At 72.2% G+C, this 25519-nt stretch carries 19 protein-coding genes and 1 pseudogene; 12 read left to right on the top strand and 8 right to left on the bottom strand.

Going from position 1 to position 25519, the window contains the following annotated elements:
• Window positions 1-29: 29 nt before the first annotated feature.
• From ACZ4MU_RS25600 to ACZ4MU_RS25615, 4 genes are read right to left on the bottom strand one after another with little or no spacing between them, the layout of a single operon-like run.
• Window positions 30-1001 (bottom strand): M48 family metalloprotease, encoded by a 972-nt coding sequence (locus ACZ4MU_RS25600; protein ID WP_467880880.1) that lies wholly within the window; start codon window positions 999-1001, stop codon window positions 30-32.
• Between the two features lie 4 nt (window positions 1002-1005).
• Window positions 1006-1395, bottom strand: a complete 390-nt coding sequence (locus ACZ4MU_RS25605) for a BlaI/MecI/CopY family transcriptional regulator (protein WP_467880883.1) — start codon at window positions 1393-1395, stop codon at window positions 1006-1008.
• Between the two features lie 33 nt (window positions 1396-1428).
• Window positions 1429-2259: a PaaX family transcriptional regulator gene (locus tag ACZ4MU_RS25610; protein WP_467880886.1), complete on the bottom strand. Its 831-nt coding sequence runs from the start codon at window positions 2257-2259 to the stop codon at window positions 1429-1431.
• A gap of 4 nt (window positions 2260-2263) precedes the next feature.
• Complete coding sequence (locus ACZ4MU_RS25615; RefSeq protein WP_467880889.1) at window positions 2264-3883, bottom strand: AMP-binding protein; 1620 nt, start codon at window positions 3881-3883, stop codon at window positions 2264-2266.
• A 166-nt stretch (window positions 3884-4049) separates the two neighbouring features.
• Between ACZ4MU_RS25615 and ACZ4MU_RS25620 the strand changes: the two genes are divergently transcribed.
• From ACZ4MU_RS25620 to ACZ4MU_RS25670, 11 genes and pseudogenes are all read left to right on the top strand, one after another.
• Window positions 4050-5159 (top strand): acyl-CoA dehydrogenase family protein, encoded by a 1110-nt coding sequence (locus ACZ4MU_RS25620; RefSeq protein ID WP_467880892.1) that lies wholly within the window; start codon window positions 4050-4052, stop codon window positions 5157-5159.
• Entirely contained in the window at window positions 5156-5554 is a 399-nt protein-coding gene (locus ACZ4MU_RS25625) for a RidA family protein (protein ID WP_467880895.1), read from the top strand. The genes ACZ4MU_RS25620 and ACZ4MU_RS25625 overlap by 4 nt, the downstream gene beginning before the upstream one ends.
• Window positions 5555-5856: 302 nt before the next feature.
• Window positions 5857-8214: a collagenase gene (locus ACZ4MU_RS25630; protein WP_467880898.1), complete on the top strand. Its 2358-nt coding sequence runs from the start codon at window positions 5857-5859 to the stop codon at window positions 8212-8214.
• A 114-nt stretch (window positions 8215-8328) separates the two neighbouring features.
• Window positions 8329-9537 carry an NAD(P)/FAD-dependent oxidoreductase gene (locus ACZ4MU_RS25635; RefSeq protein ID WP_467880901.1) on the top strand — a complete coding sequence of 403 codons (1209 nt, stop codon included), beginning with the start codon at window positions 8329-8331 and terminating at the stop codon, window positions 9535-9537.
• A 224-nt stretch (window positions 9538-9761) separates the two neighbouring features.
• Window positions 9762-10067 (top strand): annotated as a pseudogene (locus tag ACZ4MU_RS25640) ((2Fe-2S)-binding protein); the annotation flags it as partial.
• Window positions 10048-11550, top strand: a complete 1503-nt coding sequence (locus tag ACZ4MU_RS25645) for an FAD-dependent oxidoreductase (protein ID WP_467880904.1) — start codon at window positions 10048-10050, stop codon at window positions 11548-11550. The pseudogene ACZ4MU_RS25640 and the gene ACZ4MU_RS25645, both read left to right, overlap by 20 nt.
• Before the next feature lie 254 nt (window positions 11551-11804).
• A complete protein-coding gene (locus ACZ4MU_RS25650; protein ID WP_467880967.1) occupies window positions 11805-12668 on the top strand; it encodes a dihydrodipicolinate synthase family protein in 864 nt (287 codons plus the stop codon).
• A 2-nt stretch (window positions 12669-12670) separates the two neighbouring features.
• On the top strand, window positions 12671-13672 hold the full coding sequence (locus tag ACZ4MU_RS25655) for a proline racemase family protein (protein ID WP_467880907.1): 1002 nt from the start codon (window positions 12671-12673) through the stop codon (window positions 13670-13672).
• Complete coding sequence (locus tag ACZ4MU_RS25660) at window positions 13669-14622, top strand: ornithine cyclodeaminase family protein (protein ID WP_467880910.1); 954 nt, start codon at window positions 13669-13671, stop codon at window positions 14620-14622. Before ACZ4MU_RS25655 ends, ACZ4MU_RS25660 begins: the two co-directional genes overlap by 4 nt.
• 41 nt (window positions 14623-14663) lie before the next feature.
• A complete protein-coding gene (locus ACZ4MU_RS25665) occupies window positions 14664-15374 on the top strand; it encodes a GntR family transcriptional regulator (protein WP_467880913.1) in 711 nt (236 codons plus the stop codon).
• Between the two features lie 217 nt (window positions 15375-15591).
• Entirely contained in the window at window positions 15592-17139 is a 1548-nt protein-coding gene (locus ACZ4MU_RS25670; RefSeq protein ID WP_467880916.1) for an MFS transporter, read from the top strand.
• 79 nt (window positions 17140-17218) lie between these two features.
• Here ACZ4MU_RS25670 and ACZ4MU_RS25675 read toward each other — a convergent pair whose 3' ends face one another.
• Window positions 17219-18745, bottom strand: a complete 1527-nt coding sequence (locus tag ACZ4MU_RS25675; protein WP_358833381.1) for a helix-turn-helix domain-containing protein — start codon at window positions 18743-18745, stop codon at window positions 17219-17221.
• A 568-nt stretch (window positions 18746-19313) separates the two neighbouring features.
• Between ACZ4MU_RS25675 and ACZ4MU_RS25680 the strand changes: the two genes are divergently transcribed.
• Window positions 19314-22109, top strand: a complete 2796-nt coding sequence (locus ACZ4MU_RS25680) for an aconitate hydratase (protein ID WP_467880921.1) — start codon at window positions 19314-19316, stop codon at window positions 22107-22109.
• Window positions 22110-22198: 89 nt separating this feature from the next.
• On the opposite strand, the gene ACZ4MU_RS25685 is transcribed toward ACZ4MU_RS25680, so the two are convergent.
• The 3 genes from ACZ4MU_RS25685 to ACZ4MU_RS25695 all read right to left on the bottom strand — a co-directional run bounded on the left by ACZ4MU_RS25685 (window position 22199) and on the right by ACZ4MU_RS25695 (window position 25504).
• Entirely contained in the window at window positions 22199-23122 is a 924-nt protein-coding gene (locus ACZ4MU_RS25685) for an FG-GAP repeat domain-containing protein (protein ID WP_467880923.1), read from the bottom strand.
• Between the two features lie 242 nt (window positions 23123-23364).
• Complete coding sequence (locus ACZ4MU_RS25690) at window positions 23365-24297, bottom strand: FG-GAP repeat domain-containing protein (RefSeq protein ID WP_467880926.1); 933 nt, start codon at window positions 24295-24297, stop codon at window positions 23365-23367.
• A 250-nt stretch (window positions 24298-24547) separates the two neighbouring features.
• Entirely contained in the window at window positions 24548-25504 is a 957-nt protein-coding gene (locus ACZ4MU_RS25695) for an FG-GAP repeat domain-containing protein (protein ID WP_467880929.1), read from the bottom strand.
• Window positions 25505-25519 lie beyond the last annotated feature (15 nt).

The following is a 25519-nucleotide window of genomic DNA, read 5'->3' on the forward strand; positions in this document are numbered from 1 at the left end:
GCGCGGGGAGCCGCTCCTCGGGCGCCCCGTCACAGCGCGGTCGCGGCCCTCAGCACCGTGAAGAGGGTCACGGTCGCGTTCGCCGACGCCAGCGCCGAGGCCACCGTGCCGCTTGCGGCGGTCCACAGCGCGAGCCCGGCCGCCGTCCACGCGGGCGGCAGCGCGGGACCCGGCGGCACCGGGCCGAGCAGCGCCGCCACCCGGCGCGGCACCGGTCCGGCCGTCGCGAACCCCGCCAGGGCGGTCGCGGCGCCCCGGCCCGCCGCCGCAGGGCCGGACGCCAGGGCGGCCTTGGCGATGGCCCGGGCCACCGTCCGGCGGTCGCCCACCGCCCGCGCCGCGTCCTCGTCCGCCCAGCGCTCGGCGGTGTAGGCCACGGCGGTGCGCAGCGGGCGCAGAAACGGGTTAGCGCGCGCCGCCAGCCCCGCCACCAGCAGGAAGCGGTGGTGGCGTGCCGTCAGATGCGCCTCCTCGTGCGCGATCAGCGCCTGCCGTTCGCTCGCGTCCAGGCTCGCCAGCATCGCGCGCGACACCACGATCCGCCCGCGCGTCCCGGCGGCGCCGCGCCCGCCCGGCAGCGCGTACGCGTAGGCGCGCGCGTCGTCCGGCAGCACGGTCGGTCCGCCCCCGGACGCGGGCAGCCCGGCAAGCGCCCGGGACGCGCGCGTGCGCACCCGCCGGTGCAGCCACCCCAGGTGCGCACACGCCCCCGCCACCGCCCCCAGGAGCGGGATCGCCGCCCGGCCCACCAGCTCGTCGTAGGGCAGCACCGCCCGCACCTCGGGGTCGGCCCACGCGTCGGGCAGCGGATTGCCCGGCAGCTGGGCGGTGCCCACCACCATCAGGAGCAGCAGGCACAGGGTGCTGCACAGCGCCAGGACGCCGCCGACCGCCACGAGCAGTCGGGTCGCCGCCCGGGGATGGAGCTGCTGCTCGGCCAGCCGGGCGATCGGCCAGGCGGTCAGGGGCAGCACCAGCGGCAGAAAGACGAACACACCCACCGTGTCAGTCCCCGGTCTCCGCTTCCGCGCCGTCGAGGAGCGCGCGCAGCAGCCGTTCGTCGTCGGGCGAGAGGGCGGTGACGAAACTGGCCAGTACCGCTCCCCGGTCGGACTCGCCGTCCAGGACCTTGCGCATCCGCAGCGCCGCGAGCCCGGCCTCGTCGGCCGCCGGGGTCCACACGAACGAGCGCCCCGCGCGCTCCCGGGTCACCGACTGCTTGGCGTACAGCCGCGTCAGGATGGTCACGACGGTGGTGTAGGCGAGGGCTCCGCCGATCCGCTCCCGCACCCAGCCCGCGGTCACCGGCCCGGCCGCGTCCCGCAGCGCCGCCAGGACCTGGGCCTCCAGCTCGCCCTGCCCCCGTCTGCGGGAGCGCCCGTCCTCATCCGTCACCTCGCCATCCTACTGAGGCGGTCCGCACCCCTCTCAGGCGTCGCCAGGACCCCGCACGAACACCGCTCCCGCGTCCCGCAGCCGGGCGTGCAGACGGCGGAAGACCTCGGCCGACCGCCCGCCCGGCCAGTCGGGCGGCAGCAGGGCGGGGGGCAGGCCCGGGTCCGCGTAGGGCAGACGGCGCCAGGAGTCCAGGGCGAGCAGATAGTCCCGGTAGGCCTCCTCCGGTGGCACCTCGGAGGAGGTCCGCGCGCGTGCCTCCCAGGTCCGCAGCGCGGGCTCGTGCAACCCCAGGAACTCCTCGTGCTGCTTGGCGATCGCCGTCAGGTCCCACCACCGGGCGACCGCCTCGGCCGTCGGCGCGAAGCCCAGGTGCTCGCCCTGGAACAGGTCCACGTAGGGGGCGAGTTGGAGCCTGTCCAGGGTGTGCCGGGTCTCGTCGTACAGCGGCGCGGGGGCGATCCACACCCCGGGCGCGGCCGTGCCGAAGCCGAGCCCGGCGAGACGGGAGCGCAGTACATGGCGCTTGTTGCGCTCGGACTCGGGGACGGAGAAGACGGCCAGGACCCAGCCCTCACGCGCGCGTTGCCGCGTGTGCGGGTAGATGCGGCGGTCGCCGTCGTCGAGCAACTGGCGCGCGTCGGCGGACAGGGCGTACCCGGCGGCGCCGCTCGCAGTGCGCTCGGGCACCAGGAGCCCGCGCCGTTTGAGGCGGGAGACCGACGACCGTACGGACGGCGCGTCCACGCCCACGGCGGCGAGCAGGCGGATGAGCTCGGCGACCGCGAGGGAGCCGGCCGTCTCGCGCGCGTACGCGCCGTAGAGGGTGACGATCAGGGATCGGGGTGTGTGCTGCTCGGCCACGTGATCACTCTAGGGCCCGCAGCCGGAAGCGTTGCAGCTTGCCGGTCGGCGTCCGGGGGAGGGCGGCGACGAAGACGACCTCGCGCGGACACTTGTAGGGCGCGAGCTCGGCTTTCACATGGTCGCGCAGGAGCCCGGCCATGGCCTCGCCGCCCACCACGCCCTCGCGCAGCACGCAGTAGGCGACGACCACCTGTCCGCGAGCCTCGTCGGGGCGGCCGATCACGGCCGTCTCCACGACGTCGGGGTGGCGCAGCAGGGCGTCTTCCACCTCCGGGCCCGCGATGTTGTACCCGGCCGAGATGATCATGTCGTCGGCGCGGGCGACATAGCGGAAGTAGCCGTCGCTCGTCCGCACATAGGTGTCGCCGGTGAGGTTCCAGCCTCCCTGGACGTACTCCGACTGGCGGGGGTCGGCCAGATAGCGGCAGCCGACCGGTCCGCGCACCGCGAGCAGGCCGGGCTCGCCGTCCGCCACCGGCCGGCCCGAGGCGTCCACCACGCGCGCGTGCCAGCCCGGCACCGGCCTGCCGGTGGCGCCCGGTCTGATCTCGTCGTCGGCCGCCGAGATGAAGATGTGCAGCAGTTCGGTGGCGCCGATGCCGTTGATGATGCGCAGACCGGTGCGCTCGTGCCAGGCGCGCCAGGTGGCGGCGGGCAGGTTCTCCCCGGCCGACACACAGCGCCGCAGCGCCCCCACGTCGTAGCCGTCGAGTTCGTCCAGCATTGCCCGGTAGGCGGTCGGCGCGGTGAACAGGACGGAGACCCGGTGCCGGGCGAGCGCGGGCAGCAGTTGCTTGGGGCCGGCCTGTTCCAGGAGCAGCGAGGAGGCGCCCGCCCGCATCGGGAAGATCACCAGCCCGCCCAGGCCGAAGGTGAAGCCGAGCGGCGGGCTGCCCGCGAAGACGTCGTCGGGGCGGGGGCGCAGGACGTGCCGGGCGAAGGTGTCCGCGATGGCCAGCACGTCCCGGTGGAAGTGCATACAGCCCTTGGGGCGGCCGGTGGTGCCCGAGGTGAACGCGATCAGGGCGACGTCGTCGGCCGCCGTCGCCACCGCCGTGAACGGCTCCCGGAAGCTCGGCGCGTCGGCCAGCCGCAGCAGGTCGCCGGCCGTTTCGCCCCCGTAGGGCGTGATGCGCAGACCCGGGACCGCCGCCTTCTCCAGGTCCTCCAGCGAGCGCGCGTCGCACAGGGCGTGCCCGATCCGGCCGAGCTCGCAGATGGTGGCCAGCTCGTGCGGCCGCTGCTGGGCCAGTACGGTGACGGCCACCGCGCCCGCCTTCATCACCGCCAGCCAGCAGGCGGCCAGCCACGGCGTGGTGGGCCCGCGCAGCAGCACCCGGTTGCCGGGGACGACGCCGAGGCCGGTTGTGAGCGTGTGGGCGATCCGGTCGACCCGGGCGCGCAGCTCCCCGTACGTCCACACGGACCCCTCCGCCGTACGGAAGACGGGCCGGTCCGCGCCGAACCGTTCGATCGTGCGGTCCAGGAGCTCGGTGCCGCAGTTGAGCCGCTCGGGATAGCGCAGCTCGGGAAGGTCGAAGACCAGTTCCGGCCACTGGCGGGCGGGCGGCAGATGGTCGCGGGAAAACGTGTCGGCATGCGCTGAGGTCTTCAGCTCCATACGGGATCGCCCCCTTGTCGCCTCTGGAGCGTATCGTTTGGATGACGACAGTCAACGGTTCGCGATAAGAGCGGATCCGCTCCGGCGACCGGCCCGGACCCGGGAGTCGCGAGCCGCGACACGGCGGGTGCACAGCGAGACTGGACGCGACACGAGAGGGGCCGCCATGCCCGCATTCGCGCTGGAGCCGGAGCAGCGGGAGTGGTGCGCGCACCTGCGCGCCACCGCCACGGAACGCCTGCGTCCCCTTGCCGACAAGGGTGACCCGGGACGCGTGAACCGGCCACTCGTCGCCGCCCTCGGCGAGCTCGGGCTCCTGGAGCGGCTGTTCACCTCCGGCGCGCTGGACCTGTGCCTGATGCGCGAGTCACTGGCGTACGCCTGCACCGAGGCGGAGACCGCGCTCGCCCTCCAGGGCCTCGGCGCCCACCCGGTCGCCGCGTCCGGCACCGAGGAGCAGCGTGCCCGCTGGCTGCCCGAGGTCACTGCGGGGCGGGCGGTCGCCGCGTTCGCGCTCAGTGAGCCGGACGCGGGTTCCGACGCCGCCGCCCTCGCCCTCAAGGCCGAGTCCCACGACGGCGGTTGGCGCCTCAGCGGCGAGAAGTGCTGGATCTCCAACGCCCCCGAGGCCGACTTCTGCACCGTGTTCGCCCGGACCACCGAGGGCGCCGGGGCGCGCGGTGTCACCGCCTTCCTCGTCCCCGCCGACCGGCCCGGGCTGAGCGGCGCCGCCCTCGACATGCTCTCCCCGCACCCCGTCGGCACACTCGTCTTCGACGGGGTGCGCGTGGGCCCGGACGACGTGGTGGGCGAGCCGGACCGGGGCTTCCGCGTCGCCATGGGCACGCTGAACCTGTTCCGGCCGAGCGTCGGCGCGTTCGCGGTCGGGATGGCGCAGGCGGCCCTGGACGCGACCGTCGCGCACACCGCGCACCGCACCGCCTTCGGCGGCCCGCTCAAGGACCTCCAGGCGGTCGCCCACCAGGTCGCGGAGATGGCGACCCGCACGGAGGCGGCACGGCTGCTGGTCTACGGGGCGGCCGCCGCGTACGACAGGGGAGCGCCGGAGGTGCCCCGGTACGCGGCGATGGCGAAGCTGTTCGCCACCGAGACCGCGAGTTACGTCGTCGACGCGGCCGTCCAGCTGCACGGCGCGCGAGCGCTGCGCCGCGGCCATCTGCTCGAACACCTCTACCGCGAGGTGCGCGCGCCGCGGATCTACGAGGGGGCGACCGAGGTGCAGCGCACGATCATCGCGAAGGAGCTGTACCGATGAGCCTGCACCGGGTGAACCCCGCCGAGCTCTCCCCGCCCACCGGCTTCAGCCACGCCGTCACCGCCACCGGCGGCAGGCTGGTCTTCCTCGCGGGCCAGACCGCGCTCGACGCGGACGGGAAGGTGGTGGGGGAGACCCTGGCCGAGCAGTTCCGGACCGCGCTCGGCAACCTCCTGACCGCGCTCGCCGCCGCCGGCGGCACCCCGGCGGACCTGGCCCGGGTCACCGTCTACACCACGGACGTCGCCGGCTACCGCGCCCGGGCCCGCGAACTCGGCCTCGTCTGGCGCGAGCTGGCCGGGCGCGACTATCCGGCGATGGCGGTGATCGGCGTCGCGCGGCTGTGGGACGAGCAGGCGCGGGTGGAGCTGGACGGGTTCGCGGTCCTGGACTGATCTCGGACGGGAGCCGGGGGCGGGCGCGTCCCGCCCTGCGGCGCAGGGCCCCGAGGTGACCTGCGGGAAATAGAAGCCGCACAAGTCTTGTCAGTGCAATTTCACATTACTATGTTACAGCTCACAGTCACGGCTCCTCCGTTCCCCAAGTGCCGTACGGGACAGGGCGCATCACCTCGACGTTCCCCTTGCCGGGGGTCGACTCGTCGTGCCCGGCCCCGGGAGCCGCGGCCGCAGTACCCGCACGCGTCCACGCACCGCAGCGCCACCCCCCAAGTCACCTCCCACACAGGAGCATTTCGGTGTCACAGCTCAGATCCGCGCGCAAGCCGCTCCTCGCCGCCGCCGTCGCGGCGACCCTGCTCGTCACCGCCGGACAGGCCGCCGAGGCCGTGCAGGCGCCGCACCCCGCGAAGCCCGGTGGAGCGCGGGCGCTCCCCGCCTCCTTCGCCGCACGGCCCACCCCGCCCGCGAACACGGGCGCGAACCCGTTCGACCAGGTGGAGCACCTCGCCAAGGCCCCCCGGCAGAAGGCCCGTCAACTGCCCGCCCCGGGTGGTGGCCAGGACGGCCGCATAGCCGGCCCACAGACCCGCGCGGTCGCTCCGGCCACCCACTCCGCGCTGCGCGCCGCCGGGGTCCCGTGCACCCTCGACGGCATCACCGGGCTGAGCCCGCAGGGCCTCGCCGACTTCCTCACCGACCCGGCCGTCACCGCCGACGGCTGCCTGCGCGGGCTCATCTGGACCTGGGACGCGCGGCTCGCGCCGGTGATGTCCGACGCCCATGTGCAGGCCGTCGCCCACCGCGCCACCGCCCTCGCCGCCGCCCACGACGGGAAGAACGGCAGCCGTCTGCTGGAGCTGTTCACCTACCTTCACGCCGTCGCGTACCAGGACTACGGGCACGACGAGATCGACACCACCGACCAGCCCACGGTCGACGCGGTGGCCGAGGCCGTCGCCGCCCTCGGCTCCGCCGCGCACACCTTCGACGCCACCCCGCAGAACGCCCAGACCCTGCGCGAGGCGCTCTACGCGGCGAGCGCGCCGGGGCTGCGTCAGCACCAACTCCCCCTGATCAAGCGCGTGCTCGCGACCATGGCGCCGGGCGCCGGGACCGCCACCAGCGCGGACTGGGGCGGCGCCGCACTCGCCGCGCTCTCCGTCAACTACCTCGGCGTCTACCCGGGCAACAAGGACACCGCGTTCCACGCCGCCGTGGCCGCCGACCCGGCCTACCGCGCCGCCTTCCGCGCCTTCTCCGGCTACACCCACCTCAAGGGCACGGCCAACGCCTGGGTGGTCCGCGACGCGCTGTCGGAGTACGGCCGCTTCGGTCAGATCGACGCCGTCAAGAGCCAGATCGTCCCCGACCTCGGCGCCCTGCTGCCGACCACCGCCGCGAACTTCGGGAAAATGACCGCCCCCTGGCTGTCGCTCGCGAGCTGGCTGAACTTCTACGGCCAGTGCGCCCCGTACAACGTGTGCAAGGACCAGATCGAGAAGCAGCTCTTCACCCACACGTACACCTACGACAACGGCGCCATCCAGGTCCGCACCGCCCTCGACAAGGCGACCATCGACCAGCTCTACTACGCGAGCAAGCAGGTCAAGTCGCAGTTCTTCCGGGTGCTCGGCACCGACAAGCCGCTCGCGGGCGACCCCAACACCACGCTCCACATCCACCTGTACGCCTCGCGCGCCGACTACGAGGTCTACCAGCCGTTCCTCACCGGGTACTCCACCAACAACGGCGGGATGTACATCGAGGAGGGCGCGACCTTCTACACCTACCAGCGCCGGGTGCCGCAGGACTCCTCGCTCACCCTCGAAGAGCTCTTCCGGCACGAGTACACGCACTACCTCAACGGCCGCTGGGCGGTGCCCGGGACGTTCGGGAGCGGTGCCTGGTACACCGGTGACCGCACCACCGCCATGGACGAGGGCACCGCCGAGTTCTTCGACGGCGGTACGCGCGACGACGGCATCGCGGTGCGCAGGTCCCTCGTCAAGGGCATCATCAACGACACCGCGGGCGGCGGACCGCGTATGACGGTCAATCAGCTGCTGCACGCCACGTACGACGGCGACGGCTTCCGCTTCTACAACTACGCGGGCACGTTCTTCGAGTTCCTGTGGAACGAACGCCCCTCGCAGCTGCGGGAGATGTACGCGCGCCTGCGGGCCGACGACGTGGCGGGCTTCGACGCCTGGCGCGACCGGATGGGCCGGGACGCGGAGGTCCAGAAGGCGTACGACGCTTTCCTGGACCGGCAGATCGCGAAGGTCGACACCCTCTTCGTGCCCAACACCACGTACACGCCCAACGCGAAACTGCGCTACTCCCGTGTGTCCGACGTACGCGCGGCCTTCACCAGGAGCACCTACAGCAAGCCGGACTGCGTCGACAACGGCTCCCCCAAGTACCACCGCTTCATCTGCACCGGCAAGATCACCGCACGCCTCGGGGACGCGAACAACGCGGACCAGGTCTTCCGAGACATGTCCGAGACCGTCGACTCCTTCCTTCTGGACCGGGCCGAGCGCGGCGGAAACAACCTGGCCGACATGAACTGCTCCTTCGGGGCGGTCGACATCTGGGCCAACAAGACGGGCGGCACGTCCACTTACACCTGCGAGGGCCCGCTGCGCAGCTGACCCCTGCGCGGCCGACTCCAGGGGCCGGGGCGACTCCGACCGCCCCGGCCCCTGGTCCCTCGGACGGCCCTTCAGACCCTTGGCCCCCTAAGAAGAATGTGACATATTACTGTGGTGCCCAAGAGACACCCCCTGGACGCTGTGATCGTCGGCGCCGGAGTCGTCGGCGCGGCCTGCGCGTACTACGCCGGGCGCGCCGGACTCCGCGTCGCGGTGGTCGACCGCGGTCCCGTCGCGGGCGGCACCACAGGTGCGGGGGAAGGCAATCTGCTCGTCTCCGACAAGGAGGCGGGCCCCGAGCTCGACCTCGCGCTGCTGTCCACCCGGCTCTGGCGCGACCTCGCCCACGTCCTCCCACCGGAGGTCGAGTACGAGCCCAAGGGCGGTCTCGTCGTGGCGCCCGACGAGACCGCCCTGACGGCGCTGCGCGGCTTCGCCGAGGAGCAGCGCAAGGCCGGAGTCCGGGCGCGGGAGATCGGCGCCGACCGGCTGTACGAGTTGGAGCCCCATCTCGCCCCCGGCCTCCCCGGCGGCTTCCTCTACCCGCAGGACGCCCAGGTCCAGCCCGCCCAGGCGGCGGCCCAACTGCTGCGCGCCGCACGCCAGTTCGGCGCGGAGGTGCATCTGGAGCAGGAGGTCCGCGAGGTCCTCACCGGACCGGACGGCCGCATCAGGGGCGTCCGCACCCCGGAGGGCGACCTGTCGGCCCCGGCCGTGGTCAACGCCGCCGGGACCTGGGGCGGCGAGATCGCCGCCCTCGCGGGCACCACCTTGCCGGTGCTGCCGCGGCGCGGCTTCGTCCTGGTCACCGAGCCGCTGCCGCGTCTGGTGCGGCACAAGGTGTACGCCGCCGACTACATCGCGGACGTCGCCAGCGGGTCGGCCGCGCTCCAGTCCTCCGCGGTGGTCGAGGGGACGCCCTCGGGTCCGGTCCTGATCGGCGCGACGCGCGAGCGGGTGGGCTTCGACCGCTCTCTGTCCACCGAGGCGCTGCGCCGTCTCGCCACCCAGGCCGCCGCGCTCTTCCCGGTCCTCGCGGGCGTCCGCGCGATCCGTACGTACGCGGGTTTCCGCCCCTACCTCCCCGACCACCTGCCCGCGATCGGCCCCGACCCCCGGGTGCCCGGCCTGCTGCACGCGTGCGGACACGAGGGCGCCGGCATCGGCCTCGCCCCCGCCACCGGCCTGCTCATCGCCTCGGCGCTGCGGGGCGAGCGGACCGCCCTGGACCTGCGGCCGTTCCGCCCCGACCGGTTCGCGACCGGCCGGCACACGGACGAGGACGAGTACGAGCACGAGAACGACCGGGGAGGCGCCCGATGACCGGGATGTACGAGGTGGAGGACGCCGGGGGTTCCGACGCGGCCGGCCCACGGTGGTGGAACAGGCTCACGGGGGGTGCGGGACCGGGCGGTCGGGCAGGACGGGCCGCCTCCGCCGGTGACACCCGGGGCCGGTGGCGGAGCAGGCTCACCGGTGGCGCCAGCCCCGGCGGTTCGGCCGGTCGTACCGGCTTTGCCGGTGATGCCCCGAGCCGTACCGACCCCTCGCCCGCCGCCCTCGTCGGAGCGCGGCCCGACCCGGCCTTCGCCCTCACCTTCGACGGCCGCGGGCTCACCGCCCTGCCGGGGCAGAGCATCGCCGCGGCGCTCTGGGCCGCCGGGATCCTCTCCTGGCGCGCCACACGCACGCAGGGCGAACCGCGGGGCGCCTTCTGCGGGATCGGCGCCTGTTACGACTGCCTCGCGACCGTCAACGGCCGCCCCAACCAGCGCGCCTGCCTCGTCGCGGCGCGCCCCGGCGACGTGATCACCACCCAGGAGGGCACGGGCCATGCCGACCTCACCCGCTGAGCCCCCGGGGCACCCGGACGCGGCCGAGCCCTCCGAGGCGGCCGGGTCCTCGCAAAAGCCACCGACCCCCGCCCCCCGCGACCTCGCCGTCGTCGGCGCCGGGCCCGCCGGGCTCGCGGCCGCCGTCTCCGCCGCCGACCTAGGTCTGAGCGTGACGGTCCTGGACGCGGGGGAGCGGCCCGGCGGCCAGTTCTACCGGCACCCCGCACCCGGCCTGGGGGCCGCCCGGCCCGAGGCGCTGCACCACGACTGGCAGGCGTTCGCCACGCGCGCGTCCCGGCTCGACGCCCACCGCCGGGCGGGGCGCGTCACCCACCTCGCCTCCCACCACGTCTGGACGGTCGTCCGGGACGCGGCCACGGGGGAGTGGCTGCTGCACGCCGTGGCGGGCGGCCCCGGCGGCGAGGAGGCCCCGGCCACGGTCCGGGCGCGGGCCGTGCTGCTGGCGACCGGTGCGTACGAGCGCCAACTGCCCTTCCCCGGCTGGACCCTGCCGGGTGTCGTCGGCGCGGGCGGGGCGCAGGCCATGCTCAAGTCCGGCCTGGTGCTGCCCGGCCGGCGGATCGTGGTGGCGGGCAGCGGTCCGCTGCTGCTCGCCGTCGCCGCCTCGCTCGCGGCGGCCGGCGCCGCCGTCCCGGCCGTGGTCGAGGCCTCCGCGTACACCTCGTACGCGACGGAACTGCCCGCGCTCGTCCGCAACCCCGGCAAGCTCGGCGAGGGCGCACTGTACGGTGCCGGGCTGCTGCGGCACCGGGTGCGGCTGCTGACGCGGCACGCGGTGACCGCCGCGCACGGCACCGACCGCGTCGAGGCCGTGACGGTCGCCCGGCTCGACCGCGACTGGCGTCCCGTCCCGGGCAGCGAGCGCCGGGTGCCGTGCGACGCGCTGGCGGTCGGCCACGGACTCGTCCCCCAACTGGAGCTGGCGACGGGACTCGGCTGCGCCACCCGGCGCACGGCCGACGGCACCCTCGCCCTGGAGCTCGACCCCGCGCAGCGCACCTCCGTCCCCGGCGTCTGGGCGGCGGGGGAGACCGGCGGGATCGGGGGCGCTCAACTGGCGCTCGCCGAGGGCGAACTGGCGGCGGCGGCGATCGCGTACGAGCTCAAGGGGACCCCGGGCCCGGCCGGGACCTCCGCGCTGGTGCGGCGGCGGGCCCGGCTGCGCCGGTTCGCGCGGGCGATGGCGGCCGCACACCGGCCCGGCGAAGGATGGACCGGGTGGCTGGACGACGCCACCCTGGTGTGCCGCTGCGAGGAGGTCCCGGCCGGGCGGATCAAGGAGGCCGTGGCGGAGCTCGGCGCCAAGGACGCCCGGACCGTGAAACTGCTGACCAGGGCCGGGATGGGCTGGTGCCAGGGCCGGGTGTGCGGCCAGGCCGTCGCCTGCCTCGCGGGCGAGGAGCCCGGGGAGGACCGGCGGCCCCTGTCCTGCCCGGTGGAGCTCGGCCACCTCGCCCAACTGCCCTCGTCCGAGGGCTGAGCACAGCCACCGGCGCCCAACTCTCCCGTCCGAGGGCCGACCGCAACCCCTCGCCCATGGGCGAACCCCCGCGGGACCCGAGCCGTACGCGATCCGTACGCGATCCGTGCGCGCCCTTGTGGCCCTTGTACGTCCTTCAGTAAAATGTCACACACCACATTAGGGAGTCACCGATGACGTCTGCCCAGACCGCCGATTCCGCCTCCTCCCCTTCCCCTTCCCCGTCCGCCGCCCGCCGCCCCTGGCGCGGCATCATGGTCGCCACCGCCCTGCCCCTGCGCGAGGACCTGTCCGTCGACTACGACGCCTATGCCGCACATGTGCGCTGGCTGATCGACAACGGTTGCGACGGCGTCGTTCCCAACGGCTCCCTCGGTGAGTACCAGACCCTCACCGAAGAGGAGCGCGCCCGGGTCGTCGAGGTCGCGGTGGAGGCGGCGGGCGACGGGGCCCGGGTGATGCCGGGCGTCGCCGCGTACGGGAGCGCCGAGTCGCGCCGCTGGGCCGAGCGGGCCGCCGAGGCGGGCGCGGGCTCGGTCCTGCTGCTGCCGCCCAACGCCTACCGCGCCGACGAGGCCGCCGTGCGCGCCCACTACACCGAGGTCGCCCGGGCCGGGCTGCCGGTCGTCGCGTACAACAACCCCATCGACACCAAGGTCGACCTCACCCCCGCCCTGCTGGCCCGGCTCCACCGCGACGGGAGCATCGTCGCCGTCAAGGAGTTCAGCGGGGATGTGCGCCGCGCCTACGAGATCGCCGAACTCGCCCCCGAACTGGACCTGTTGATCGGCGCCGACGACGTCCTGCTCGAACTCGCCCTCGCGGGCGCGGTCGGCTGGGTCGCCGGGTACCCCAACGCGCTGCCCGCCTCCTGCGCCGAGCTCTACCGCGCGGCCGTCGCCGGGGACCTGGAGAGCGCGCTGCCGCTCTACAAGTCGCTGCACCCGCTGCTGCGCTGGGACTCCAAGACCGAGTTCGTGCAGGCCATCAAGGTGTCCATGGACATCGCCGGGCGCCGGGGCGGTCCGGTCCGCCCGCCGCGCGCGGCGCTCCACGGGGAGCAGGAGTCCGCGGTCCGCGCGGCCACCGAGAAGGCCCTCGCGGAAGGACTGCGCTGACCATGCGCACCCGCCACGTCTACCACGCGGTCGACTCGCACACCGAGGGCATGCCCACCCGGGTGATCACGGGCGGAGTCGGGGTCGTCCCCGGCGCCACCATGGCCGAGAAGCGGCTCCACTTCCTCGACCACCTCGACGGCCTGCGCACCCTGCTGATGTACGAGCCGCGCGGCCACGCCTCCATGAGCGGCGCGATCCTCCAGCCGGCCACCCGTCCCGACGCCGACTACGGCGTGCTCTTCATCGAGGTGTCCGGGCTGCTGCCGATGTGCGGCCACGGGACGATCGGCGTGGCCACCGTGCTCGTCGAGACCGGCATGGTGGAGGTGTGCGAACCGGTCACCAGGGTCCGCCTCGACACTCCGGCGGGCCTGGTGAGCGTGGACGTACGGGTGGAGGACGGCGAGGCGAAGTCCGTCACCCTCACCAACGTGCCCTCCTTCTGCCTAGGGCTCGACCGCAAGGTGGAGGTGCCCGGGTACGGCACGGTCACCTACGACATCGCCTACGGCGGGAACTTCTACGCCTTCGTCCACCTCGACCAGCTCGGACTGCCCTTCGACCGGGCCCGCAAGGACGACCTGCTCGCCGCCGGGCTCGCCGTGATGGACGCCGTCAACGCCACCGACCGGCCGGTGCACCCGCGCGACCCGGAGATCGGCGGGGTGAAGCACGTCTACCTCGCCGCGCCCGGCTCGGACGCGGTCCGCTCCCGGCACGCGATGGCGATCCACCCGGGCTGGTTCGACCGCTCCCCCTGCGGCACCGGCACCTCCGCCCGGATGGCCCAGCTGCACGCCCGGGGCGAACTGCCGCTCCACCGCGACTTCGTCAACGAGTCCTTCATCGGTACGGAGTTCACCGGCCGGCTCGTCGGCGAGACCACGGTCGGCGGTCTGCCCGCGGTGGTGCCGACGGTGACCGGCCGCGCCTGGATCACCGGCACGGCCCAGTACTTCCTGGACCCGTCCGACCCCTTCCCGGCGGGCTTCCTGCTGTGACCGGCGCCCAGGTCCCCGTCCTGATCGGCGCCGAGGAGATCGCGCGCCTGCTCACACCCGCCGCCGCCGCCGAGGCGGTGGCGGGCGTGCTGCGCGGCGGGTTCGACCCCGAGTCGGCCCCGCCGCGCGTCGGCCTGCCGGTCGCGGCGGGCGAACTGCTGCTGATGCCCGCCGCCTCCGGGGCGTACGCGGGCGTGAAGATCGCGGGCGTGGCCCCGGCCAACCCCGCGCGCGGACTGCCCCGGATCACCGGCGGCTATCTGCTCCTGGACGGCCCGACCCTGCTGCCCCTGGCCCTGCTGGACGGCGCTGCCCTGACGACCCTGCGCACCCCGGCCGTCTCCGCCGTCGCCCTCGCCCACCTGGTGGCGCCGGACACGGCCCGGCTGGTCCTGTTCGGCGCGGGCCCGCAGGCGTACGGGCATCTGCGGGCGGCCCTGGCCGTGGCCGAGCTGAAGACCGTCACCGTGGTCGCCCGCGACCCGGAAGCCCGCGCGGCACTGGTGGCGTACGCCCGCACGCTGGGCGCCGAAGCGCGCGCGGGCACCCCGGACGACGTCCGCGACGCCGATCTCGTCATCTGCTGCACCACCGCCCGCGAGCCGCTGTTCGACGGCCGGCTCGTCGCGGACGGGGCCACCGTCGTCGCGGTCGGCTCGCACGAGCCGGACGCCCGCGAGACCGACACGGCCCTGGTGCGGCGCTCGGCGGTGTACGTGGAGTCACGGGCGGCGGCCCTGCGCGAGGCCGGCGACCTGCTGATCCCGCTGAACGAGGGGGCGATGGGGCCCGGCCGGATCGCGGGCACCCTCGCCGATCTCGTCCAGGGGCGGGTCACGGTCCCCTCCGACCGTCCCCGCCTCTTCAAAAGCGTGGGCATGGCCTGGGAGGATCTGGCCGTGGCGGCGGCGCTGCACCGCGTACGGGGGCAACCCGACAGGGCAACGTGACATTGTACGCTGAGCCTCCGCGGATTCACGGAGGAAGTGCCATGGGCGACCTGAAGCAGCGCCATCTCATCACCGCCCAGGAGCGGCTGCGCGACCAGGTCGCCCACGCCCTGCGCGCCGCGCTGGTCGCCGGTGAACTGCGCCCCGGCGCCATCTACTCCGCCCCCGGACTGGCCGCGGACTTCGGTATCTCGGCCACCCCGGTCCGCGAGGCGATGCTGGACCTGGCCCGCGAAGGGCTCGTCGAACCCGTACGCAACAAGGGCTTTCGCATCACCGAGGTGAGCGAGCGCGACCTCGACCAGTACACCGAACTCCGCGCGATGATCGAGGTTCCCACCGTCGGCAAGGTGACGCGGCTGGCGACCGTGGAGCAGTTGGAGGCGTTGCGGCCGGTCGCCGAGGAGATCGTCGCCCACGCGCGCGAGCACAACCTCATCGGCTATCTCGACGCCGACCGCCGCTTCCACCTCCAGCTCCTCGGCCTCGCGGGCAACGAACGGCTCGTGGAGACCGTCGGCGACCTGCGCAAGCGCTCCCGCCTCTACGGGCTGACCCGGCTCGACGAGCGCGGCCAGCTCATCTCCTCCGCCGAGGAGCACGTCGAACTCTTGGACCTGATGGTGGCGGGCGACGAAGGCGCCGCCGAGGAGTGCATGGCCCGCCACCTCGGCCACGTCCGCTCGCTGTGGGCGCAGGCCCGCGACGAGCCGGTGGAACCGCGCCCCAAGCGCACGCTGGGCAACCGGTGACGCCCCTACGGTGACGAGCCGCTGGTGACGCCGTACACAATCGCTTCGCGACGGTGAAGGCCCGGGCACGCACCGGGCCTTGACCCCCTGGGTCGCGACCGGCGGCGTGCCTTGATCGACTGGTCACGGCCCCGGGCCGGGTTTACGGTCGAAAAGTGGACGGGACCGTCCACCACCCCTCAGCCGAGGGGTCCCTCACCCGAGGGCAAGGCCTGCCATGACGCCTTCGCAGCCCACACCCACGACCGACACCGCCGCCCCCGACCGCACGGGCGGCGGAAACGGGATCGCGCTCCTGGTCATCGCCTCCTGCCAGTTGATGGTCGTGCTGGACATCACCATCGTGAACATCGCGCTCCCGCACATCCAGAGCGCCCTGGGCTTCTCCACGACCGGCCTGGCCTGGGTGGTCAGCGCCTACACGCTCACCTTCGGCGGGCTGCTGCTGCTCGGCGGCCGGACCGGAGACATCCTCGGCCGGCGCCGCGTCTTCCTCTTCGGCGTCGTCCTCTTCGCCATCGCCTCGCTGCTGGGCGGACTCGCCCAGAACTCCGGCCAGTTGCTGGCCGCGCGCGCCTTCCAGGGCGTCGGCGGCGCCATCGCCTCACCGACCGCGCTCGCCCTGATCACCACCACCTTCACCGAAGGGCCCGCGCGCAACCGGGCGTTCGGCGTCTTCGCCGCGGTCTCGGCGGGCGGCGGCGCGATCGGCCTGCTCGCGGGCGGCATGCTCGTCGAATGGCTCGACTGGCGCTGGGTGTTCTTCGTCAACGTGCCGATCGCGGCGCTCATCGTGGTCGCCACGCCCCGCCACATCAAGGAGTCCGAGCGCCACCCCGGCCACTTCGACCTGCTGGGCGCGCTCACCTCCACCCTCGGGATGACCGCGCTGGTCTACGGCTTCATCCGGGCCGCCCAGGAGGGCTGGCGCGACCCGTACACGCTGGGGTCGTTCGGCGCCGCGGTGCTGCTGCTCATCGCGTTCGTCCTGGTGGAGCGGCGCTCGGAGCGGCCGATCACCCCGCTGCACATGTTCGCCGACCGCAACCGGGCAGGCACCTACGGCATCATGCTGAGCCTCGCCGCCGCGATCTTCGGCATGTTCTTCTTCCTCACGCTCTTCGTCCAGGACGTGCTGGACTTCAGCCCGCTCAAGGCCGGGCTCGCCTTCCTGCCCGTCAGCGCCGTCATCGCGGTGGGCGCGGGCATCGCCTCGCAACTCCTGCCGAAGTACGGGCCCAAGCCGTTCATGGTGACGGGCTCGGTGCTGGCCGCGGCTGGTCTTTCCTGGCTGACGCTCACCGACATCCACTCCACGTACGCGGGCAGCATCCTGGGCCCGATGCTCGTCTTCAGCCTCGGCATGGGCCTGAACTTCGTGTCGCTGACGCTGATGGCCGTCTCGGGCGTGCCCGCACACGAGACCGGCGCCGCCTCCGGCATGCTCAACGCCACCCAGCAGGTGGGCGGCTCGCTCGGCCTGTCGATCCTGGTCACTGTCTTCGGTACGGCGAGCCGCAACGAGGCGGACGGCCAGGTACCGAAGTTCCTGCGCCAGGCGAGCCCCGCCGAGCGCCTGACGTTCCAGCGCACCGGCAGACTCCCGCGCCCCTGGAGCGACCAGGTCCTGACCTCCGGGGTCTCCACCGCCTTCATCGTGGCCGCGGTCTTCGCGATCGTGGCGGCGGTGACAGCCCTGCTGGCCATCCAGGTCCGCCCCGCGGACCTGGAACGCCTCCAGGGCGGAACACCCCCCGGTCCCTGAGGCCGCCCGGCGGGGACGATCTCAGGGACCGGGGACTTTCGGGGCCGGGGGCCGGCGAGCCAGTGCGCGCGGATGTTCCCTAGATGTCCCGGAAGATCTCGATCTGCGCGCCCACCGAGTTCAGCCGCTCCGCCAGGTCCTCGTAGCCGCGGTTGATCACGTACACGTTGCGCAGGACGGACGTGCCCTCGGCGGCCATCATCGCGAGCAGGACCACCACCGCCGGGCGCAGGGCCGGCGGGCACATCATCTCCGCCGCGCGCCAGCGCGTCGGGCCCTCGACCAGCACCCGGTGCGGGTCGAGCAGCTGGAGGCGGCCGCCGAGGCGGTTGAGGTCCGTGAGGTAGATCGCGCGGTTGTCGTAGACCCAGTCGTGGATGAGGGTCTGACCCTGGGCCACCGCAGCGATCGCCGCGAAGAACGGCACGTTGTCGATGTTGAGCCCGGGGAACGGCATCGGGTGGATCTTGTCGATCGGCGCCTCCAGCTTGGAGGGGCGGACCGTGAGGTCGATCAGCCGGGTGCGGCCGTTGTCGGCGGCGTACTCCGCCGAGCGGTCGTGGTCCAGGCCCATCTCCTCCAGGACCGCGAGCTCGATCTCCAGGAACTCGATCGGCACCCGACGGATCGTCAGCTCCGACTCGGTGACCACGGCGGCGGCGAGCAGGCTCATCGCCTCGACCGGGTCCTCGGAGGGGGAGTAGTCCACGTCGACGTCGATGTTCGGCACGCCGTGCACGGTCAGCGTGGTGGTGCCGACGCCGTCGACCCGTACGCCCAGGGCCTCCAGGAAGAAGCAGAGGTCCTGGACCATGTAGTTGGAGGAGGCGTTGCGGATGACGGTGACGCCGTCGTGGCGGGCGGCGGCCAGCAGCGCGTTCTCGGTCACCGTGTCGCCGCGCTCGGTCAGGACGATCGGGCGGTCCGGGGCGGTCCGCGTCACCTCGGCGTGGTAGATGCCCTCGGTGGCGGTGATGTCCAGGCCGAAGCGGCGCAGGGCGATCATGTGCGGCTCGATGGTGCGCGTACCGAGGTCGCAGCCGCCCGCGTACGGCAGCCGGAAGTGGTCCATGCGGTGCAGCAGCGGGCCGAGGAACATGATGATGGACCGGGTCCGGCGGGCGGCCTCGGCGTCCATGCCGTCCATGTCGAGGTCGGCCGGGGGCACGATCTCCAGGTCGACGCCGTCGTTGATCCAGCGGGTGCGCACCCCGATGGAGTTGAGGACCTCCAGGAGCCGGAAGACCTCCTCGATGCGCGCGACCCGGCGCAGGACCGTACGGCCCTTGTTGAGGAGCGAGCCGCAGAGCAGCGCCACACAGGCGTTCTTGCTGGTCTTGACGTCGATGGAGCCGGAGAGCCGGCGCCGGCCGACGACCCGCAGATGCATGGGCCCGGCGTAGCCGAGCGAGACGATCTCGCTGTCGAGTGCTTCACCGATGCGGGCGATCATCTCAAGGCTGATGTTCTGGTTGCCGCGCTCGATACGGTTCACGGCGCTCTGGCTCGTGCCCAGAGCCTCGGCCAACTGCGTCTGTGTCCAGCCCCGATGCTGCCGGGCGTCACGGATGAGCTTGCCGATGCGTACGAGGTAGTCGTCTGACATGGCGACAGGTTATCTCACATATGAGATGAGTTTCCTGTTGGGGTGCGCCGTCCGGGTGGGGCTGGAGTGAAGACCCTGTGCGCGGCCCGGGTGAAACACCGTCAGTTCCGATGCTGCGGTGCCCGTCGCCGCCCGGCAACCGGAGGGTGCGCGTCCGGCTCCACCCGGGTGCCGGTGCCCCCGCCTGACCACCCATGCCGGCGATCGCGTGCGACTTCGCCGCACTCGTCCCGCTCCGCGCCGTCTGTCCGTACGTGATGTTCGTCGCGATGCCCACCGGCGGGGACGGCCTGCTGTCACCATCGGCCACGTGCCCGGCGTGTCGCGTCGTGCGCGGGGTGTGTCCGGGGGCCGCCGGGCGTGCCGCAGCGCGTGCCCACGCATGACCAGCGGGCGCCCATGTACTAGAGTTATCTCGACATCGAGATATCTGCCGAGGCGCACCGCGGCCGTACGTATCGCCCCTGTGGCGGTAAGGGTGCCCTAACTTAGCCTTACCTTAGCGGACTGGCTATCCAGCGTGGCGGCAGGATGCGGTGGAACGCGCACATATATGAAGGAGACTGTCGTGTCGGCGAACAGCTTCGACGCCCGCAGCACGCTGCAGGTGGGCGACGAGTCGTACGAGATCTTCCGGCTGGACAAGGTCGAGGGCTCCGCGCGCCTCCCTTACAGCCTGAAGGTGCTGCTGGAGAACCTGCTCCGTACCGAGGACGGCGCGAACATCACCGCCGACCACATCCGGGCGATCGGCGGCTGGGACTCCCAGGCGCAGCCCAGCCAGGAGATCCAGTTCACGCCGGCCCGCGTGATCATGCAGGACTTCACCGGCGTGCCCTGTGTCGTCGACCTCGCCACCATGCGTGAGGCCGTCAAGGAGCTCGGCGGCGACCCGGCGAAGATCAACCCGCTGGCCCCCGCCGAGCTGGTCATCGACCACTCGGTCATCGCCGACAAGTTCGGCACGAAGGACTCCTTCGCGCAGAACGTCGAGCTGGAGTACGGCCGCAACAAGGAGCGCTACCAGTTCCTGCGCTGGGGCCAGACCGCCTTCGACGAGTTCAAGGTCGTCCCCCCGGGCACCGGCATCGTCCACCAGGTCAACATCGAGCACCTGGCCCGTACGGTCATGGTCCGAAACGGCCAGGCGTACCCCGACACCCTCGTCGGCACCGACTCGCACACCACCATGGTCAACGGCCTCGGTGTGCTGGGCTGGGGCGTCGGCGGCATCGAGGCCGAGGCCGCGATGCTCGGCCAGCCGGTCTCGATGCTCATCCCGCGCGTCGTCGGCTTCAAGCTGACCGGTGAGCTGAACCCGGGCACCACCGCCACCGACCTGGTCCTCACGATCACCGAGATGCTGCGGGGGCACGGGGTCGTCGGCAAGTTCGTCGAGTTCTACGGCGAGGGTGTGGCGGCCACGAGCCTCGCCAACCGCGCCACCATCGGCAACATGTCGCCGGAGTTCGGCTCCACCGCCGCGATCTTCCCGATCGACGGCGAGACGCTGAAGTACCTGCGTCTGACCGGCCGCTCCGAGCAGCAGGTCGCGCTCGTCGAGGCGTACGCCAAGGAGCAGGGCCTCTGGCTCGACCCGGCCGCCGAGCCCGACTTCTCCGAGAAGCTGGAGCTCGACCTGTCCACGGTCGTCCCCTCCATCGCCGGCCCGAAGCGCCCGCAGGACCGCATCGTCCTCGCCAACGCCGCCGAGCAGTTCGCCAAGGACGTCCTCAACTACGTCGAGGTGCCCACCACCGAGGCCGGCACCGCCGCCTCCCCGGTGGACGAGGCGAGCGACGAGTCCTTCCCGGCCTCCGACGCCCCGGCCTACGGCAGCCAGGAGAACGGCGCGGGCGCCCCGCAGCACGCCGAGGGCACCGGTGCCGCCGTCCCGTCGAACCCGGTCACGGTCACCGCCCCCGACGGCTCGACCTACGAGATCGACCACGGCGCCGTCACCGTCGCCGCGATCACCTCCTGCACCAACACCTCGAACCCGTACGTGATGGTCGCCGCGGCGCTCGTCGCGAAGAAGGCCGTGGAGAAGGGCCTGACCCGCAAGCCGTGGGTCAAGACCACCCTCGCCCCGGGTTCGAAGGTCGTCACGGACTACTTCGACAAGGCCGGTCTGACGCCCTACCTCGACAAGATGGGCTTCAACCTCGTCGGCTACGGCTGCACCACCTGCATCGGCAACTCGGGCCCCCTCGACGAGGAGATCTCGAAGGCGGTCAACGAGCACGACCTCGCGGTCACCTCGGTGCTCTCCGGCAACCGCAACTTCGAGGGCCGGATCAACCCCGACGTCAAGATGAACTACCTGGCGTCCCCGCCGCTGGTCGTCGCGTACGCCATCGCGGGCTCGATGAAGGTCGACATCACGCGGGACGCCATCGCCACCGACGCCGACGGCAACCCGGTCTTCCTGAAGGACATCTGGCCGACCGAGGCCGAGGTCAACGACGTCGTGGCCAACGCCATCGGCGAGGACATGTTCAACAAGTCCTACCAGGACGTCTTCGCGGGCGACGCCCAGTGGCAGGCGCTGCCGATCCCGACCGGCAACACCTTCGAGTGGGACCCGCAGTCCACCTACGTCCGCAAGCCCCCTTACTTCGAGGGCATGCAGATGGAGACGACCCCGGTCGCCGACATCACGGGCGCGCGCGTCCTGGCCAAGCTGGGCGACTCGGTCACCACCGACCACATCTCCCCGGCCGGTGCGATCAAGGCCGACACCCCGGCCGGCAAGTACCTCACGGAGCACGGCGTGAACCGCCGCGACTTCAACTCCTACGGCTCGCGCCGTGGCAACCACGAGGTCATGATCCGGGGCACGTTCGCCAACATCCGTCTGCGCAACCAGATCGCGCCGGGCACCGAGGGCGGTTTCACCCGCGACTTCACCCAGGCGGACGCCCCCGTCTCCTTCATCTACGACGCCTCGCAGAACTACCAGGCCGCCGGCATCCCGCTGGTGATCCTGGCGGGCAAGGAGTACGGCTCGGGCTCGTCCCGCGACTGGGCCGCCAAGGGCACGGCGCTGCTCGGCGTCAAGGCCGTCGTCGCCGAGTCCTACGAGCGCATCCACCGCTCGAACCTCATCGGCATGGGCGTCCTGCCGCTCCAGTTCCCGGAGGGCACCACGGCCGCCTCCCTGGGCCTGACCGGCGAGGAGACCTTCTCCATCACGGGCGTCACCGAGCTGAACGAGGGCACGACCCCGCGCACGGTGAAGGTCACCACCGACACGGGCGTGGAGTTCGACGCGGTCGTCCGCATCGACACCCCCGGTGAGGCGGACTACTACCGCAACGGCGGCATCATGCAGTACGTGCTGCGGAACCTGATCCGCAGCTAGCGGAAACGGGCAGCGAAAAGGGCCGCACTCCGGAAATCCGGGGTGCGGCCCTTCGTCATGCGCGGCGCTTCAGAGAAGAGCCGAGATGATCAGAACAGCAGGCGGTAGGTGTTCCAGCCGCCGCTGCCGATCTTCACGCGGGACTTGTACGGGGACGCGGCGTTGCCGGTGCCCGAGTAGCGCCACAGGGTGCCGTCGTTGCCGCGCGCGACCAGGTCGGTCTTGCCGTCGAAGTCGAGGTCGCCCGTGGAGATCAGAGTGTTGTAGGTGTTCCACCCACCGCCGATCTTCGTGCGGCCCTCGAAGGGGGCCTTGTAGTTGCCGGTGCCCTTGTAGAGCCACAGGTTGCCGGAACCGTCGCGGGCGACGATGTCGTTCTTTCCGTCACCGGTCAGGTCGCCGTTGCCGGCGATCTGCGTGTACTGGCCCCAGCCGGCGCCGACCTTGTAGCGGGACGTCAGCTTGCCGTCGCCGTAACCGAGGTAGATGTACAGGTTGCCACTGCCGTCCCGGGCGAGCAGGTCGCCCGCACCGGCACCGCCGAGGTCGCCCACGGACCAGATGTGGTTGTAGGTGTTCCAGCCGCCACCGACGGTGAACTCGCCGACGTCCCACATGAAGTAACGCAGGTAGCCGTCCGTGCTGCGGTACCAGATGCCTTCCGAGTGGCCGTCACCGTTGTGGTCGACCTGGGTGAGGTCCTTCTCGTTGCTCCAGTTCTCACCGGACTTCACACGGGAGTCAAGACCACCCTTGCCGTCCGGCGAGTAGCTGTAGAGGTAGCCGTTGCCGGCAAAGCCGTACAGCGCGAACCGGTTCGTCTCCGCGACGGCGGACGAGCGCAGACCAGCCGGGGCGTGCGCCTTGGTGGACGCGGACGCGGTCTTGGAGGTCTTGGCGGGGTTCTCCGCCGCGACCGCGGACGCGCCGGTCGCGACGAGCGCCGCGGTGATGGCCGCGGCGGCGAGACGGGCGGCTATGCGCCCGCCCTTACGGCCAGAAGTGTTGGCCACGTATTTCTCCATGGAGTTGTTGAGACATGGCGCGCCCCGCCAGGGGCCCGCCATAGGATCAGTGAGATCGTTTCACGGCTTTCTCACATCTTCCAAACAGATACGTGCGGGTATTGTCACGACCGCTCCGGCACCGTCCCCGCAACGCCGAAGGGCCGCACCGCCCAAGCGGTACGGCCCTCCGTCACATCGGATCAGATCGGATCAGATCAGGTCGGATCGACCGGATTGATCGGATCGGATCAGAAGAAGAGGCGGTACGTGTTCCAGCCCGCCGTGCCGATCTTCACGCGGGACTTGTACGGGTCCGCGGCGTTGCCGTTGCCCGAGTAGCGCCACAGCGCGCCCGAGGCGTCGCGGCCGACGAGGTCGGTCTTGCCGTCGAGGTCGAGGTCGCCCGGCGAGAAGATCGTGTTGTAGGTGTTCCACCCACCACCGATCTTCGTGCGGCCCTCGAAGGGCGCCTTGTAGTTGCCGGTGCCCTTGTAGAGCCACAGGGTGCCGTCGCCGCCGCGCGCCACGATGTCGGCCTTGCCGTCGCCCGTGAGGTCGCCGTTGCCGGCGAGGGCCGTGTACTGGCCCCAGCCGCCGCCCACCAGGTAGCGGGACGTCATCTTGCCGGTGCCGTAGCCCAGGTACAGGTACAGGTTGCCCGACGAGTCGCGGCCCAGGAGGTCACCGGCGCCCGCGCCGCCCAGGTTGCCCGGGGACAGCAGGGCGTTGTACGTGTTCCAGCCGCCACCGATGGTGATCGGGTTGGAGCCGTCGCCCGGGGCGTAGTACAGGTTGCCGCTGTAGTCGGCCTGCCAGACGCCGTCCACGACGTTGTCGGAGTCCTGGTCGACCTGGCCGACCCACTTGAGGTTCCAGCCCGTGTTGCCCTCGAAGCCCGTGCGCGACTCCAGGCCGCCGTTGCCGTCGGGGGCGTAGTACCAGGCGGTGTTGGACTTGTCGATGCCGTACAGGCCGTAGATCGGCGCGTCGCCCGGGTTCGCGGCCTGGGCGCCGGTCAGCGCGCGCTTGGCCGGCTTCGCCGTCGGGGCCTTGAACGGCTTCGCCGAGGGGTTGTCGGCGGCGAAGGCGGTGGCGCCGGTGCCGACGAGGGCGGCGGTGACCGCCGCGGCAGCGAGACGCGAAGCTATGCGTCCACGCTTACGGCCAGAGATATTGGCCACGTATGTCTCCATTGGTCGTGAATGAGACGTGGTGCGACTCGGGTGTCGAGTCGCGTCACGAGTTCAGCGGAATCGTTTCACGACTCCTTTACCTGTCAACCCGCTTGGCGACAAAGGGGATCAAGACAACAGCTATTTCTCGCCCCCCGTTCACCATCCGTATCCCTAAAACGCCCAAAAGGGCCGCATTTCCCCTACGGGAATACGGCCCTCCGGTTATCGCGCGTGGCTCGAAGCCGCCGGGACGGCGTCAGAACAGCAGCCGGTACGTGTTCCAGCCGCCATTCCCGATCTTCACACGCGACTTGTACGGGTCCGCGGCGTTTCCGGTGCCCTTGTACAGCCACAGCGCGCCCGCCGCGTCACGGCCGAGCAGGTCCGTGGTGCCGTCGAGGTCGACGTCGCCCGAGGAGACGATGGCGTTGTAGATGTTCCAGCCGCCGCCTATCTTCGTGCGCGGCTCGAAGGGTGCCTTGTAGTTGCCGGTGCCCTTGTAGAGCCAGAGGGTGCCGTCGCCGCCGCGCGCCACGATGTCGGCCTTGCCGTCACCGGTGAGGTCGCCGTTCCCGGCGAGGGCCGTGTACTGGCCCCAGCCGCCGCCCACCTTGTAGCGCGAGGTCAGCTTGCCGTCGCCGTAGCCCAGGTACAGATAGAGCGTGCCGGAGGCGTCGCGGCCCAGCAGGTCGCCGCCGTCCGCGCCGCCGAGGTTGCCCGCGGAGAGCAGCGTGTCGTAGATGTTCCAGCCGCCGCCGACGGTGGTGGTCTCCAGCTCCAGCAGCGGCTCGTACGTCATGGTGCCGTTGGCGTCCCACTTCCAGACGCCGTCCGCGACGCCGTCGGCGTCGTTGTCGACCTGGGCGCCGTTCTTCACCCCGCCCTGGCCCTCCTCGAACAGCATCCGGGACGCGAAGCCGCCCTCGGAGTCGGGCAGATAGGAGAAGCTGTTGCCCGAGCGGTCCACGCCGATGAGCGCGAAGACCGGGTAGGCGCCGTTGGGGTCGTCGGAGGTGGTGACACCGCGCTTGCCCTTGGCCGCGGCGAGCGCGACGGCCTTGGCGGTCGCGGCCTTCACCGAGGCCTTGGCGGAGGTGGTCGGCTGATCGGCCGCGAACGCGGTGGCGCCGGTGCCGACGAGGGCGGCGGCGACGGCCGCGGCGGCGAGACGGGAAGCCGTCCGCCCGGGCGTACGGCCTGAAGACTTGGGCACGTGTCTCTCCATGGG

This window comes from Streptomyces sp. NPDC026377 (genome assembly GCF_055567715.1).